This is a genomic window from Microbacterium sp. NPDC088619 (assembly GCF_044752825.1).
Lineage (GTDB): Bacteria > Actinomycetota > Actinomycetes > Actinomycetales > Microbacteriaceae > Microbacterium.
Genome location: NZ_JBIVLZ010000002.1, coordinates 447,844 through 461,423 on the forward strand (window position 1 = coordinate 447,844; position 13,580 = coordinate 461,423).

General features: G+C 67.4%; 14 protein-coding genes. 2 read left to right on the forward strand and 12 right to left on the reverse strand.

Going from position 1 to position 13,580, the window contains the following annotated elements; all coding sequences use genetic code 11:
- Nucleotides 1-32: 32 nt before the first annotated feature.
- The 8 genes from ACIP5T_RS16715 to ACIP5T_RS16750 all read right to left on the reverse strand — a co-directional run bounded on the left by ACIP5T_RS16715 (nucleotide 33) and on the right by ACIP5T_RS16750 (nucleotide 8,147).
- A complete protein-coding gene (locus ACIP5T_RS16715; protein ID WP_400865942.1) occupies nucleotides 33-869 on the reverse strand; it encodes a fumarylacetoacetate hydrolase family protein in 837 nt (278 codons plus the stop codon).
- Nucleotides 869-1,276: a RidA family protein gene (locus ACIP5T_RS16720; RefSeq protein ID WP_400865945.1), complete on the reverse strand. Its 408-nt coding sequence runs from the start codon at nucleotides 1,274-1,276 to the stop codon at nucleotides 869-871. Before ACIP5T_RS16720 ends, ACIP5T_RS16715 begins: the two co-directional genes overlap by 1 nt.
- A 68-nt stretch (nucleotides 1,277-1,344) precedes the next feature.
- A complete protein-coding gene (locus tag ACIP5T_RS16725; protein ID WP_400865947.1) occupies nucleotides 1,345-3,735 on the reverse strand; it encodes a bifunctional salicylyl-CoA 5-hydroxylase/oxidoreductase in 2,391 nt (796 codons plus the stop codon).
- Nucleotide 3,736: 1 nt separating this feature from the next.
- Nucleotides 3,737-5,398, reverse strand: a complete 1,662-nt coding sequence (locus ACIP5T_RS16730) for an AMP-binding protein (protein ID WP_400865950.1) — start codon at nucleotides 5,396-5,398, stop codon at nucleotides 3,737-3,739.
- A gap of 34 nt (nucleotides 5,399-5,432) precedes the next feature.
- Nucleotides 5,433-6,299: an acyl-CoA thioesterase gene (locus ACIP5T_RS16735; protein WP_400865953.1), complete on the reverse strand. Its 867-nt coding sequence runs from the start codon at nucleotides 6,297-6,299 to the stop codon at nucleotides 5,433-5,435.
- Nucleotides 6,296-6,736 carry a cupin domain-containing protein gene (locus ACIP5T_RS16740; RefSeq protein WP_400865956.1) on the reverse strand — a complete coding sequence of 147 codons (441 nt, stop codon included), beginning with the start codon at nucleotides 6,734-6,736 and terminating at the stop codon, nucleotides 6,296-6,298. The genes ACIP5T_RS16735 and ACIP5T_RS16740 overlap by 4 nt, the downstream gene beginning before the upstream one ends.
- Before the next feature lie 78 nt (nucleotides 6,737-6,814).
- Nucleotides 6,815-7,642 carry a PaaX family transcriptional regulator C-terminal domain-containing protein gene (locus ACIP5T_RS16745; RefSeq protein WP_400865959.1) on the reverse strand — a complete coding sequence of 276 codons (828 nt, stop codon included), beginning with the start codon at nucleotides 7,640-7,642 and terminating at the stop codon, nucleotides 6,815-6,817.
- 46 nt (nucleotides 7,643-7,688) lie between these two features.
- Nucleotides 7,689-8,147, reverse strand: a complete 459-nt coding sequence (locus ACIP5T_RS16750) for an Lrp/AsnC family transcriptional regulator (RefSeq protein WP_400865962.1) — start codon at nucleotides 8,145-8,147, stop codon at nucleotides 7,689-7,691.
- Nucleotides 8,148-8,323: 176 nt separating this feature from the next.
- On the opposite strand from ACIP5T_RS16750, the gene ACIP5T_RS16755 reads away from it, so the two are divergent.
- A complete protein-coding gene (locus ACIP5T_RS16755) occupies nucleotides 8,324-9,742 on the forward strand; it encodes an amino acid permease (protein WP_400865965.1) in 1,419 nt (472 codons plus the stop codon).
- A 56-nt stretch (nucleotides 9,743-9,798) separates the two neighbouring features.
- The gene (locus ACIP5T_RS16760) at nucleotides 9,799-10,998 is read left to right on the forward strand and encodes a pyridoxal phosphate-dependent aminotransferase (RefSeq protein WP_400865968.1); all 1,200 of its coding nucleotides are present in this window, start codon (nucleotides 9,799-9,801) and stop codon (nucleotides 10,996-10,998) included.
- 101 nt (nucleotides 10,999-11,099) lie between these two features.
- Here ACIP5T_RS16760 and ACIP5T_RS16765 read toward each other — a convergent pair whose 3' ends face one another.
- The 4 genes from ACIP5T_RS16765 to ACIP5T_RS16780 form a co-directional block, all read right to left on the reverse strand.
- Complete coding sequence (locus ACIP5T_RS16765) at nucleotides 11,100-11,501, reverse strand: VOC family protein (protein ID WP_400865971.1); 402 nt, start codon at nucleotides 11,499-11,501, stop codon at nucleotides 11,100-11,102.
- Between the two features lie 67 nt (nucleotides 11,502-11,568).
- Nucleotides 11,569-12,714 carry a UDP-N-acetylmuramate dehydrogenase gene (locus tag ACIP5T_RS16770; protein WP_400865975.1) on the reverse strand — a complete coding sequence of 382 codons (1,146 nt, stop codon included), beginning with the start codon at nucleotides 12,712-12,714 and terminating at the stop codon, nucleotides 11,569-11,571.
- On the reverse strand, nucleotides 12,714-13,112 hold the full coding sequence (locus ACIP5T_RS16775) for a MaoC/PaaZ C-terminal domain-containing protein (protein ID WP_400865978.1): 399 nt from the start codon (nucleotides 13,110-13,112) through the stop codon (nucleotides 12,714-12,716). The genes ACIP5T_RS16770 and ACIP5T_RS16775 overlap by 1 nt, the downstream gene beginning before the upstream one ends.
- On the reverse strand, nucleotides 13,112-13,567 hold the full coding sequence (locus tag ACIP5T_RS16780) for a MaoC family dehydratase N-terminal domain-containing protein (protein WP_311259493.1): 456 nt from the start codon (nucleotides 13,565-13,567) through the stop codon (nucleotides 13,112-13,114). Before ACIP5T_RS16780 ends, ACIP5T_RS16775 begins: the two co-directional genes overlap by 1 nt.
- Nucleotides 13,568-13,580: the final 13 nt, after the last annotated feature.

Sequence of the window (13,580 nt, forward strand, 5' to 3'; positions counted from 1 at the left end):
CCCGGCCTTCTCTGTGTGTCGGATGCGCTCCGCTACGGCTCGTCGTCGAACCGGATGGTGTTGCGCAGCGCGCCGATCCCCTCGATCTCGGTCGTGACCACATCGCCGTCGCGAAGCCACCGCGGCTCCGGCATCCCCAGCGCGACTCCTCCGGGCGTGCCGGTGAGCACGATGTCCCCTGGCCGCAGCACCGTGATCTGCGACACATAGGCGACCAGGTCGGCGGCATCGAACACGAGCTCGGATGTGTCCGCGTCCTGCACCAGCTCGCCGTTCACCGCGCAGGTGATGCGCAGCCCGTCGCGAGGGTCCACTTCGTCCGCGGTGACCACCCACGGGCCCACCGGCGTCGTCGCATCGAACGCCTTGCCCTGCAGCCATTGCAGCGTGCGCTGCTGCCAGTCGCGCATCGAGATGTCGTTCGACACCGCATATCCGAGGATCGCGGCCCTGGCCTGCTCACGGTCGCCCCGATGCACTTCGGCGCCGATGACGACGGCGAGCTCCGCCTCCCAGTCGAGCTTGTCGGTGTTGCGCACGACGATGTCGTCCTCAGCGCCCGTCAAGGTGTCCGCGAACTTGGCGAACAGGGTCGGGAACTCGGGCACAGGGCGCCCGGTCTCGACGATGTGATCACGGTAGTTCAATCCGCAGCAGAACACCTTCGAGGGGCGCGGCACCGGGTTCGCGAACTCGTGCGCCTGGACCTCGACTCTGGCCGGGTGCCGCAGCGCTGCCTCTGCGCGCGTCCGCCAGGCTGGCATGCTGATCAGGTCCTGCGCATCGGCCTCGTCGAGCACCACCCATCCGGCGTCGTCTCCGACTGCGGCGCGCGTGCCGTCGGGCAGACGCACCGTGGCGAGTCTCATCAGCTCTCCTGCGATGCCGACAGGTGTGCCACGCCCTGGATCTCGATGAGCGCCTCGGGCTGCCACAGCCGCGTGACCCCGATGCCCGCCATCGCCGGGTACTCTGTGCCGGCCAGCTCCCGCCAACGGCGCCCGATCTCGCGACCGTTGCGCTGATAGTCGTCGACATCGGTGAGGTAGATGGTGACGTCGACCAGATCTCGCGGTGCGCCTCCGGCCGCGGCGAGTGTGGTGAGCACGTTGGAGAACGCCTGGACGAACTGCTCCACGATGCCTCCGTCGACGATGTGCCCGTCGGCGTCCATCGCGGTCTGGCCGCCGAGATAGACGAACTCTCCGGCCCGGACGCCGTGGGCGAATCCGCTCGGCTTCACGAGCGACTCGGGATTGATGATCTGCCGCGACATGTGCGGTCTCCTTAGTGTCTGTGTGTCTGTCGATGTGTCAGTCGATGTGCGCGTCGGTCGACGCTGTGTCAGCGCGAGAGAGCGTCGACCGACGTGGGTGCCGGCACCCAACGACGGTGGTTCGACTCCGCGACGTCTCGCTTCGCATCTCTGACGAGCGCGAGGCGGGGTCGCACCGCATCGGTGCGCGACGACGGCGGCTTGCGCGAGCCGGCGCGGAACTGCGCCACCCACTCCGCTCCCGCCCCGCGGTAACCCTGATCCGCAGCCGCATGCAGGGTCCACTGCGGATCCCACAGATGGGTTCGACCGAGGGCGACGAGGTCGGCGCGGCCCGCGAGCAGGATCGAATTGACGTCGTCGTAGCTCGAGATGGCGCCGACCGCGATCACGCTGACGCCCGCCGCCGCCGCAACCCGGTTGCGGATCGCGTCGGCGAAGGGTGTCTGATAGCTGCGACCGTACCGCGGCGTCTCGTGCCTCGCGATCTGCCCGGAGGACACGTCGATCGCCGCAGCGCCGTGGGCGATGAAGGCACGTGCGATCTCGACGGCGTCATCGACCGTGTTCCCCCCGTCGATCCAGTCCTCGGCCGACAGCCGAACCGTCAGGGGCAGCTCCTCCGGCCACACGGCGCGCATCGCATCGAAGACCTCGAGCGGGTATCTCAGCCGATTCTCGAGCGGACCGCCGTATTCGTCGGCCCGCTGATTCGAGACCGGCGACAGGAACGAGGAGATGAGGTATCCGTGTGCGGCGTGCAGCTCGGCGAGATCGAATCCCGCAGCGGCGGCGCGACGGGTCGCAGCGACGAACTCTTCGCGAATCGCCGTCATGGTCTCGCGATCGATCTCCTGCGGGACCTGATTCTCCGCCCCATAGGGCAACGCAGACGGTGCGACCAGGTCCCAGTTGCCCTGCTCGAGGGGCTTGTCGATCCCGTCCCACATGCGCCTGGTGGAGCCCTTGCGGCCGGAGTGACCGATCTGCACCCCGATCATCGCCGAAGAGTTGCCGTGCACGTATCGAACGATGTGCTGCCACGCGCGGCTCTGCTCATCGGAGTAGAGCCCCGCGCATCCCGGTGTGATCCGCCCCTCCGACGACACGCACACCATCTCGGTCATGACGAGTCCCGCCCCGCCCATCGCCTTTGAGCCGAGGTGCACGAGGTGGAAGTCCCCCGGAACCCCCTCGACCGACGAGTACATGTCCATCGGCGACACGACGATGCGGTTCTTCAGCTCGAGTCGACCGATGCGATGCGGCCGGAACATCGCCGGTTCTGCGTCGACGCGGCTGGGCAGCGGTGCGCCGCGGACGATCTCCGCGGCGAACTCGGGATCGCGCATCGCCAGGTTCTCGAGTGTGATCCTTCGACTGCGCGTCAGCAGGTTGAAAGCGAACTGCAGGGGCTCCTGACCGGCGTACTGACCGATCTGCTCGAACCATTCGAGCGATGCCTGCGCTGCGCGCTGGGTCGACGCGACGACCGGGCGGCGCTCGGTCTCGTAGGCGTCGAGCGCCGCGTCGAGTGAGGCATGCTCGTGCACGCATGCGGCGAGCGCGAGGGCGTCCTCCATGGCGAGCTTCGTGCCGGATCCGATCGAGAAGTGCGCTGTGTGCGCCGCGTCCCCGAGGATCACCAGGTTCTCGTGGTGCCAGTGCTCATTGCGGACCGTCGTGAAGTTCAGCCACTTCGAGTTGTTGGTGAGCACCTCGTGGCCGTCGAGCACCTCGGCGAAGAGCTCGCGGAGCTTCGCGACCGAACGCTCGTCGCTGACGCCGGGAGGGAAGACCTCGTGCTCAGTCGCGTCGAGCCCCGCCGCTCGCCACACATCCTCGTGCATCTCGATGAGGAAGGTGCTTCGTTCATCCGAGTACGGGTATCCGTGCAGCTGCATGGCACCGTGTGGCGTGTTCAGCACGGCGAATGTGAACGCCTCGAACACCCGATCGGTGCCGAGCCACATGTACTTCGAGACACGGCGATCGAGGTCGGGACCGAACTCGGACGCGAACTGTCCTCGCACGAAGGAGTTGATGCCGTCGGCGCCGAGCACGAGGTCGTACTCCTCCATGAGTTCCGCGGCGCCGGGCGCCGGAGTGCGGAAGAGGATCGTGACCCCCAGCTCGAGGCAGCGCTGCTGCAGCAGCTGCAGCAGCTCTTTCCGCCCCATCGCAGCGAACCCCTGGCCGCCGATGGTGTGGGTCTCGCCTCCGAATACGACGTCGATGTCGGTCCAGCGCGCGAACTGCTCGCTCATCCGCTGTGCGATCACCGGGTCGGCGTTCTCGATCCCACCGAGGGTCTCATCGCTGAACACCACCCCGAATCCGAACGTGTCGTCTGGGGCGTTGCGCTCCCAGACCGTGATCTCGTGGGTGGGATCGAGCTGCTTCATGAGAGCGGCGAAGTAGAGCCCCGCGGGGCCTCCGCCGATGACGGCTGCGCGCATGTCAGGCTCCTCGGGTTTCTGTGACGGCGACGTCGGCCGAAGCGGCCGCCCGTTCGCGAAGGATGAAGTGCTGCACCTTGCCGCTGGGATTACGGGGAAGCGCGGTGAGGTAGTCGACGCGTCGGGGGCACTTGTACACCGCAAGACGGGCCTTGACGTGATCGAGAATGCTCGCCGTGAGCGCGTCCGACCCGGCGACCCCCTCACGGGGCACGACGAACGCGGCGACGATCATCCCCCGTTCGGGATCCTCGCAGCCGACGACCGCGCATTCGAGCACATCCTCGTGGCCGAGGATGACCTCCTCGACCTCCGGTGCCCCGACGTTGTACCCGGCGGTCACGATCATCGAGTCGTTTCGTGCCTGGAAGGTGAAGTATCCGTCTTCGTCCCGCACGAACGTGTCGCCCGTGATGTTCCACCCGTCGTGCACATAGACGCTCTGACGCTCGTCGTCGAGGTAGCGGCATCCGGTGGGCCCGATCACCCCGAGTCGACCCGGCTCGCCCGCTCCGAGCTCTCGGCCGTCCTCGTCGAGGATGGCCGCACGGTAGCCGGGAACGACCCGGCCCGTCGCGCCTGACCGGATGTCGTCTCCGGATGCCGAGATGAACACGTGCAGCATCTCGGTCGCTCCGATGCCATTGATCAGTCGGAGTCCGCTGGCGGCCTCGACCGCGTCGAAGGTGGAGATCGTGAGGTGCTCTCCCGCGGCGATGCCGATGCGCAGCCGCTTCAGCTCGCCGGCCAGCCCTTCTTTGATGATGCTGCGGTAACCCGTGGGTGCGGTGTAGAGCACGGTGATGCCGAGCGGCTCGATGAGCTTCGCCAACTCGACAGGAGTCGCCCGCTCGACCAGCACCATCGCACCGCCGGTCCGCAGGGGGAACACCACGTTCCCGCCGAGCCCGAAGGTGAACGCCAGCGGCGCCGTGCTGGCGCTCACATCGTCGGATGCGAGGTGCAGCACATGTCGGCCGAACGTGTCGGCGTTCGCGAGGATGTCACGGTGGAAGTGCATGGTGATCTTCGGCACACCGGTTGTGCCGCTGGTCGCGCCGAGGAGCGCGACGTCGTCGGCCGCCGTGTCGACGGCGACGAAGCCCCCGGGCTTCGCATCGCATGCGATCACCAACGAGTCCGGATCTCCGCCGGCCACGATCACGGCGGGTCTCTCGCCCAGGCCTGCGAACGCCGTCTCGGCATCGCCCAGGCCGCGATGGTCGACCACCGCGACACCCGGTCGTACGCGCTCCGCAATCGGGCGCAGCTCTCGGGCACGCCACGCCACCATGGTCGTGACGACGACCATTCCTGCCTTGAGCGCCCCGAGCCAGCATGCGACCGTCCACGGGCCGTTGAGCATGCGCAGCAGCACCCGGTTGCCGGGCACGAGGCCGTGGTCTTCGACGAGGACCTGAGCGAACTGATCGGCCCGCCGTCGGAGTTCGCCATAGCTCCACGACGATCTGTCTGCGAGCAGGATCGCCGCCCGATCGGGCCCGAAACGGTCGATCGTGCGGTCGAGGAGCTCGACTGCGGCGTTCAGCCGTTCGGGGTACCGGACGTCCGGGATGGTGAACTCCAGGGTCGGCCACAGGTCGGTCGGCGGCAGCGCGTCACGTGTGAACGTGTCGACGTGCGCAGTGGGGGAAAGCGTCATTGCTGGTCCCTTCGGGGGCGAGGTTGTGTAGGAGTCAGAGCGGACGACCCGGGCGGATCATCCCCTCCTGCGCGACGGTGGCGACGAGCCGTCCATCGCGGGTGAAGAAGCGTCCGAGCCCGAGGCCGCGGCCGTCGGAGATCGCTGCGCTCTCCTGCGCATAGAGCAGCCATTCGTCGGCGCGAGCAGCAGCGTGGAACCACATCGCGTGATCGAGGCTCGCTGTCACCAGTCCCTCGGCGCGCCACGGCAGACCGAGCACGCGCAGCACGGGTTCGAGGATCGTGTAGTCGCAGACATAGGCGATCGCCAGCTGGTGCGTGCGCGGGTCGTCATCGAGCCGATCGAACGCGCGCACCCAGACCGCCTGGTGTGCGGTGCGCTCGCCCTCCACCTCGACATACACGGCACCGGGAACGTGACGCATATCGAAACTGCGTCCGTGAGACCAGTACTCGACGTCGCCGCCCGAAAGACCGGAGAGCACCTCGGCGGAAGAGCGCAGCAGCTCCGGCATCGGCGCATCCGGCATGAGAGGGCCGTGCTCCGGAAACGCCTCGGGGACGTGAAACGACATGGTTCCCATGAAGGCGAGCCGGCCGTGCTGGTGCCCGCGCACATGCCGCGTCGAGAACCCTCGGCCGTCGCGGATGATCTCGACTTCGTAGTGCACCGGCTCCGTGACGTCGACACCGCGGATGAACGTGCTGTGCACCGACTGAAGAGACCGGTCCCCGTCGACCGTGCGGAGAGCCGCCGCGACGCTCTGTGCAACCATGTCTCCGCCGTAGGCCTTGGGCCAGGGCACCGGCTGCGGCTGGGCCTCGAATGCCCGCTCGGCGTGAGCGGTCTCGACCTCGATCAGGCCGATCGCCCGGTGGAAGGCGTCTGACGTGCTCATAAGCGACGGAAGCCGTCGAGCGTCGAATCATCGACGTCGTCGAGATTCACGACGATGTTGTCGGGTGTGCGCGTCGTGAGCCACACCAGCTCGTCGGTCACCGACATGTTGGCTTCGACGTGCGGCATGAACGGCGGCACGAAGACCCAGTCGCCCGCCGCCATGTCGAGGTGCTCACGGTATCCCTCGCCGAAGTAGATGCGCGCCCGACCACGCAGGACGTATCCGCCAGTCTCGGCTTCGCCGTGATGGTGCGGCAGCGATCGGTACCCCGGGTCGTTCGACACCTGACCGAACCAGATCTTCGTGGCCTCGGTGTGCTGGGGCCCGACACCGGAGACCCGGATGCAGCCGCCCGACGACATCGTCTGCGTGTCTTCTTCGCCGCTGCGGGTCACCTGAGGGATGCGCTCCCAGTGCAGTTCCTGCTCGGTCATGCAAGCTCCTTCGCTCCGTGTCGAAGAAGTGTCACATATGTGACGACCGTCACGCAAGTGCGACAGCGATATGAAGCGTCAGTCCATCACGGAGCTGACGAAGCGCTCGGCGGCAGGCTCGAGGGCGGCATGCAGCTCGTCGAAGACACTCGCCGCCTCGACACCCACCCACCCCTCCGGAAGGAGACTCAGCGGCAACCCGGGGTCGAGGTACACGAGGCGTCGCCACTGGGTGATCGCCCGGACGTGCCCCGCGAAGGCGAGTCGCTCGTCGGTCTCCCCGCTCAGGCCGCTGAACGTCTCGATGAACCCGCGATACAGCGGCTCCATCGCCTCGAGATCCCACCACTCGCGCACTGCCCCCTCGAGCGGATCTCTCGAGAGACGTGAACCGAGGAACAGTTCGACGAAGCCGTCCAGGCCCGAGCCGGCGAGCGCGGTCTCGGCTTCCTCCGCGATCAGCCCAGGCGCGATCCAGAGACCACCGGTCACCTGTCCGAAACCCAGCCGCTGCAGGAGCTTGCGCAGTTGATGCCGCAGCGGACGCTCGCTCTCGGGCACGCTGAACGAGGCGAGCAGCCACCGATCACCCGACTCCGCGCGACGCGACTCGAAGATGCGACGGTCGCCGGCCGCGAACACATCCTCCAGCGATGACGAAAGTCGGTAGGCGCCTCCGCCTTCGCTCACGAGGATGCCGCGCTGTTTCAACCGCGAGACGGATGAGCGCACGACACCCGCCTCGACGCCCAGCGCCGACATCATCTCGATCAGCGCCGCGATGCGGATCTCGCCTCCGTGAGCACGGACATAGCGCCCGAACACCGTCACGATGAGATGCTGCGGCCGGACGACGGCCTCGGGAATCAGGTCGTCTGTGTCCACCGCATCCTCGTCCGCCGTCATGTGACCTCAGCGTACCGGGCACCGGGCACCTCCGAGCCGAGGCTGATCACGCCGGCACCGCGCCGATCGCATGCTCGAAGATGAGCTGCGTCTGCGATTGGCCGAGATCGGGATGCGAGCCGATGTGCACCCTGATGAACTCGCGCAGGGCCGGCACGTCGGCCATCGCCACGTGGATCACGATGTCGCGCTCGCCGCCGAGAAGGAACACCTGCTGCACCCCGGGGATCGCCCGCATGACGGGTACGATCTCGGTGACCTGGCTCCGCGCATGGTTGAGCACGGCCACCGAGATCAGCGCGCTGATCGCTGCCCCCGCGGCCTGCGGATCGACGTCCGCGCGGTAGCCGCGGATCACTCCCGCTTCCTCCAGCATGCGCACCCGCCCGTGACAGGTCGACGGAGCGATCCCGGCTCGGGCCGCGAGCTCCTTGTTCGACAGTCGTCCATCCTGCGCGAGCTCCCGAAGGATCCTCCGGTCGGCGTCAGTGAGCGCGAGAGTCATCGTTTCCTGCCTTTGCCGCTGTAGTCGAATCCTGTTCGAGAATCTCAACTCATCTCGAATCATCTTCACGACTGTGCCATCGAGATCGAATCCTTGCAATACTCTCGACGCGCTCTGGCCGAACATCGCCTCCACCGCGCATCCTGATCCGCATGCAACGACGCTGAAGGACGACCATGGCTGAATTCTCCGACATCCAGACCCGAGAGATCGGTCTGCAGAAGTCGCTCACCGCACGGCAGCTGGGAATGATCGCACTCGGCGGGGCGATCGGCACCGGCCTGTTCCTGGGGAGCAGATTCGCGATCGGCTTCGCCGGGCCCAGTGTGATCCTGAGCTACCTGATCGGTGGCATGATCGCGCTGCTGCTCATGGGCGGCCTCGCCGAGATGACAGTGCAGCACCCGACCTCCGGCTCCTTCGGCGCCTACGCCGAGCACTACATCGGACCGCTGGCCGGGTTTCTGGTCAGATACATGTACTGGGGGTGCATCGTGCTCGCGGTCGGCACCGAGGTGACGGCGGTGGGCGAGTACATGCAGCTCTGGTTCCCCGGCATCCCCCCGTGGATCTGGGTGGTGCTGTTCGGCGGTGCGCTGATCCTCGTGAATGCGATGAACGTCAAGAGCTTCGGCACGCTCGAGTACTGGTTCTCCGCGATCAAGGTGTTCGCGATCCTCGCATTCATCTTGGTCGCGGGCTGGCTGGTCTTCTTCTCGGGCGACCAGCGGCGCGGCGTGCACAACTGGGGTGCCGAAGGCGGCTTCATGCCGAACGGCCTGAGCGGCATGTGGTTCGCCGTGATCGTCTCGATCTTCAGCTACCTCAGCATCGAGATGATCGCCGTCGCGGCCGGCGAGGCCGCCGAACCCGAGAAGGCGGTCAAGAAGGCTTTCAAGGTCACGGCGTTCCGCCTGCTGATCTTCTACATCCTCACGCTCTCCCTGATCGTCTCCATCGCACCGGTCTCCGAGATCCTTTCCGGATCGAGCCCGTTCGTGACGGTCATGCAGGTCATCGGCATACCCTTCGCCGACTCCGTGCTGAACTTCGTGGTGATCATCGCCGCACTGTCGGCCATGAACAGCCAGCTGTACATCTCGACCCGGATGATGTTCTCGCTGTCACGCGCCGGCGAAGCCCCCCGGATGTTCGGCACGGTCGCCAAGAACGGGGCACCGTTGAACGCGCTCCTCCTCTCGACCGGCGGCATCGCCGTCGCCACCGTGATCTACGTGCTCAACCCGGCAGACGCGTTCACGATGATGTTCGCCATCTCGATGTTCGGAGCCCTCTTCACCTGGTTCATGATCTTCGTGACGCACGTGGCCTTCCGCCGTGCTCTCGCCGCTCGCGGCGAGAAGCCGAAGTACTCCGTCTGGGGCGCCCGCCCCGGGGCGGTCGTCGGCGCCGTCCTCATGCTCGCGATCGCGATCTCGACCGCACTGACCGAGGAGTTCCGCGCCACCCTGCCGTTCGGCGTCCCGTGTCTCGCTGTCGCGATCGTCGCGTTCTTCCTCGTGCAGCGACGGCGGCGCACCACCGCGGCAACCGGGGCGTCTGCAGAACCTGCGACCAGCCCGAAAGAACCGTGAATCTTGATGGCATCCGACCCGTCATCGACGCGCCCCACCCGGGTACGCTCGTAGTCGTGACCGAACGCGCTCCTCTCTCTCGCAAGCTCTCAGCCATCGCCGAATCCGCGACCCTCAAGGTCGACGCGAAGGCGAAGGCCCTCAAGGCCGAAGGCAAGCCCGTCATCTCGTATGCCGCGGGCGAGCCCGACTTCGCGACTCCGCAGTTCATCGTGGACGCAGCGGCCGAGGCGCTCGCCGACCCGGCGAGCTACCGATACACCCCGGCTCCCGGACTCCCGGCGCTGCGTGAGGCGATCGCGGCGAAGACGCTGCGGGACTCGGGACTCGAGGTCTCGCCGAGCCAGGTGATCGTCACCAACGGCGGCAAGCAGTCGGTGTACCAGGCGTTCCAGGCCGTGGTCAACCCGGGCGACGAGGTGCTGCTCCCCGCCCCGTACTGGACCACGTACCCCGAGGCGATCCGCCTCGCCGACGGCACCCCGGTCGAGGTGTTCGCCGGCGCCGACCAGGATTACAAGGTCACGGTCGAACAGCTCGAGGCCGCCCGCACCGAGCGCACGACCGCGCTCGTGTTCGTCTCGCCCTCGAACCCCACAGGCTCCGTGTACACGGCCGAGGAGACCGAGGCCATCGGCGAATGGGCGCTCGAGCACGGCATCTGGGTGATCTCCGACGAGATCTATCAGAACCTCACCTACGAGGGCATCAAGGCGACCTCGATCGTCGAGGCCGTCCCCGAGGTGGCCGGCCAGACCATCCTGGTCAACGGCGTCGCGAAGACCTATGCGATGACCGGCTGGCGTGTGGGCTGGATGGTCGGACCGGTGGATGCCATCAAGGTCGCCGCCAACCTCCAGTCGCACCTGTCGAGCAACGTGAACAACATCGCGCAGCGGGCCGCCATCGCCGCCCTCAACGGCCCGCAGACCGAGGCCGAGCAGTTCCGCGAGGCGTTCGACCGTCGTCGCCGACTGATCGTGTCGGAGCTGTCGAAGATCGACGGGCTCGTCGTGCCCAACCCGCTCGGCGCCTTCTACGTCTACCCCGACGTGCAAGGCCTGCTCGGTCGCACCTGGGGCGGAGTCACACCGACCACCTCGCTCGAACTCGCGGACTTCATCCTCGAGAAGGCGGAGGTCGCAGTGGTTCCCGGCGAGGCCTTCGGCCCTTCGGGCTACATCCGCATGTCGTACGCGCTCGGCGACGACCAGCTCCTCGAGGGCGTCCAGCGGCTGCAGCGCCTGTTCGCCTGACCTTCATCGCCGACGCCTCACCCCGCCGTCCACCCGATCGGTCAGACGGCAACGGGGTGGGGCGTCGTCGCGCAGGGGGGCGTGAGCATGCCCGGCCGGCGTCACGCCTCGTCGTGGAATCCGATCAGCCAGCGGATGCCGTAGCGATCGATGACCGTTCCGTCATAGTCCCCCCACGGGCGCTTCTGCAGGGCATCGATCACACGTCCGTCCGCGACCAGCTGATCGAACCAGCTCGTCAGCGTCGTCGCATCCGCGGTGCCGAGCAGGGAGAGGAACATCCCACTCATCTGCACCGCATCGTCATCGGCGCCGGCGTCTGCTCCCGCCAGCTCGACCGGCCCACTGAGCTGTCCGTGCGCGATCGCATCCGCCGGCCCGTCATGGCGTCCTGCTCCGGCGTAGTCGAGGAGCTCGAGCGTCCCCCCGAAGACGGAACGGTAGTGCTCCAATGCCTCGGCCGCGTTGCCCGGGAACAGCAGGTAGGGGATCAGTCCGCTCATGCCGCGAGTGTACGGCGAACGGGCCACGTTGTCAGTCGGGCGTGATGCTCGGCGGAGCCCGGCGATGTCAGAGTTCGACGCCGAGCAGCACGGGCTCCGGCTGCAGCACGAGACCGAACTCGGCGTGCACACGGCTCTGGATGAAGCGGGCGAGCTCCGACACCTCGGCTGCCGTCGCGCCGCCACGGTTGGTGAGGGCGAGGGCGTGCTTGGTCGAGACCGATGCACGCGACCTCGGCAGCTTGAACCCCTTGCGGATTCCGGCCTGCTCGATCAGCCAGGCGGCGCTCACCTTCACATCGGGCGCCTCCGGCTTCGCGGCAGGCACATACCCGTCGTAGGAGGCGAGCGGAATCACGGTGACGGTATCGAGGTCGGGGGTCACGGGCCACCGCGGGCACTCGGGCGGCAGGGCACGGGCGACGACCTCGGGCACGATCGCATTCTGGAAGAACGAGCCGACGCCGTGCGTGTCAGGGTCGTTCTCGTCGAGCAGCATCCCCTTCGAGGCACGCGTCGCGAGGATCCTCTCGCGCACCCAGCTGAGCGGCACAGGGGCGTCCGAATCGAGGCCCAGCGCCCTGCGCAGCTGCTCACCGCGCACGACGCGCTCTTCGGCGACGAGAAGATCGACGGTGACCGACAGGATGACGGCGCGGCGCTGCGGCACGCTGCCGTAGTGATGCTTGAGCACCGAGGTGCGGAACCCGAGACCGAGCTCTGATGCCGGGACGACCGACACCTCGCCCGTCGCCTCGTCGATCAGCTCGACCTCGACCAGGGTCTCCTGGATCTCCTGACCGTATGCGCCGATGTTCTGCACCGGCGAGGCGCCGACGGTGCCCGGGATGCCGCTCATCGCCTCGAGTCCGGCATACCCGCGCTCGACGGCGTAGGCGACGAGATCGTCCCAGCCGTGCCCGGCCTGCGCGCGAAGCCGGATGCGTCCGGCATGCGGCGACGGAAGCTCTTCGATTCCGCGGGTGAGGATGCGGATGACGGTTCCCTCGAACGAGTCGTCCCCGATGAACAGGTTGGAGCCGCCACCGAGGACGAACCACTCGTCACCGCGTGACCACACGTCGGTGAGCGCACCGATCAATTCGTCGGTCGTCGACGCCTCGAGCATCCGCTCGGGCGCACCACCCGTTCGGAGGGTCGTGAGATTCGCGAGCCTGAGCGGCTCGACCTCGTGCACCACGTCGTCGCCCATCAGGCGGCGACGCGCAGCTGCGCCTTGACGAGGACAGTCGTCTCGCCGAAGGTGACCTTGAGATCGATGCGAGTCGATTCCTCGTCGGCGGCGCCGACGGTGGCGACGACGTGCAGGTCGGCTCCGTCAGCGGGGTCGACCACGACGGGCTTGGTGAACCGCACGCCGTAGTCGAGGATGCGCGTGCCCGGTTCGAGAGCTGCGACCACCACCGACGATGCGATGCCCATCGTGAGCATTCCGTGTGCGAGGACGCCCGGCAGGCCCACCTCGGCGGCGACGTCGTCACGGTAGTGGATCGGGTTGAAGTCACCGGACGCTCCGGCGTATCGCACCAGCGACTCGCGGGTGATGTGCACCGTGCGCTCTGCGACGACGTCTCCGACAGCGAACGGCATCACTCTGCTCCTTCTTCGGCGCCGACCAGCAGCACGCTGGTGGCGGTGACGACGTGCTCGCCGGCGGCATCCGTGATCTCGGCCGCGCTGGTGATCATGGCGTTGCCGCCCATCATGCGGATCGCGGTCACGCGCAACCGGCCGGTGAGCTCGTCCCCCGCCACGATCGGGCGGGAGTAGGCGAACTTCTGCTCGGCGTGGATCGTGCGCGCCAGCACGATGCCCGAGTCGGGTTCGGCCAGCAGCTGCTGCAGCGTGAGGTCTTGGATGACCATCGCGAAGGTCGGCGGCGCCACGACATCGGCGAAACCGGCCGCACGCGCAGCCTCGACATCGGTGTGCTGCGGGGCGTCGGCGAAGACCGCGCGCGCGAACTCGCGCACCTTCTCGCGGCCGACGAGGTAGGGGGACGTCGGCGGGAACTCCCGGCCGACCAGATCTTGGTTCACTGCCACCCCTCGATCCTAC

Excerpts from the sequence above, each read along its gene's own strand:
- ACIP5T_RS16775 (WP_400865978.1), bottom strand. The coding sequence starts at position 13,112 with ATGCCGTTCGCTGTCGGAGACGTCGTCGCAGAGCGCACGGTGCACATC.
- ACIP5T_RS16755 (WP_400865965.1), top strand. The coding sequence starts at position 8,324 with ATGGCTGAATTCTCCGACATCCAGACCCGAGAGATCGGTCTGCAGAAG.
- ACIP5T_RS16730 (WP_400865950.1), bottom strand. The coding sequence starts at position 5,398 with ATGACGCTTTCCCCCACTGCGCACGTCGACACGTTCACACGTGACGCG.
- ACIP5T_RS16740 (WP_400865956.1), bottom strand. The coding sequence starts at position 6,736 with ATGACCGAGCAGGAACTGCACTGGGAGCGCATCCCTCAGGTGACCCGC.
- ACIP5T_RS16720 (WP_400865945.1), bottom strand. The coding sequence starts at position 1,276 with ATGTCGCGGCAGATCATCAATCCCGAGTCGCTCGTGAAGCCGAGCGGA.
- ACIP5T_RS16750 (WP_400865962.1), bottom strand. The coding sequence starts at position 8,147 with ATGACTCTCGCGCTCACTGACGCCGACCGGAGGATCCTTCGGGAGCTC.
- ACIP5T_RS16745 (WP_400865959.1), bottom strand. The coding sequence starts at position 7,642 with ATGACGGCGGACGAGGATGCGGTGGACACAGACGACCTGATTCCCGAG.
- ACIP5T_RS16770 (WP_400865975.1), bottom strand. The coding sequence starts at position 12,714 with ATGGGCGACGACGTGGTGCACGAGGTCGAGCCGCTCAGGCTCGCGAAT.
- ACIP5T_RS16725 (WP_400865947.1), bottom strand. The coding sequence starts at position 3,735 with ATGCGCGCAGCCGTCATCGGCGGAGGCCCCGCGGGGCTCTACTTCGCC.
- ACIP5T_RS16765 (WP_400865971.1), bottom strand. The coding sequence starts at position 11,501 with ATGAGCGGACTGATCCCCTACCTGCTGTTCCCGGGCAACGCGGCCGAG.
- ACIP5T_RS16715 (WP_400865942.1), bottom strand. The coding sequence starts at position 869 with ATGAGACTCGCCACGGTGCGTCTGCCCGACGGCACGCGCGCCGCAGTC.
- ACIP5T_RS16735 (WP_400865953.1), bottom strand. The coding sequence starts at position 6,299 with ATGAGCACGTCAGACGCCTTCCACCGGGCGATCGGCCTGATCGAGGTC.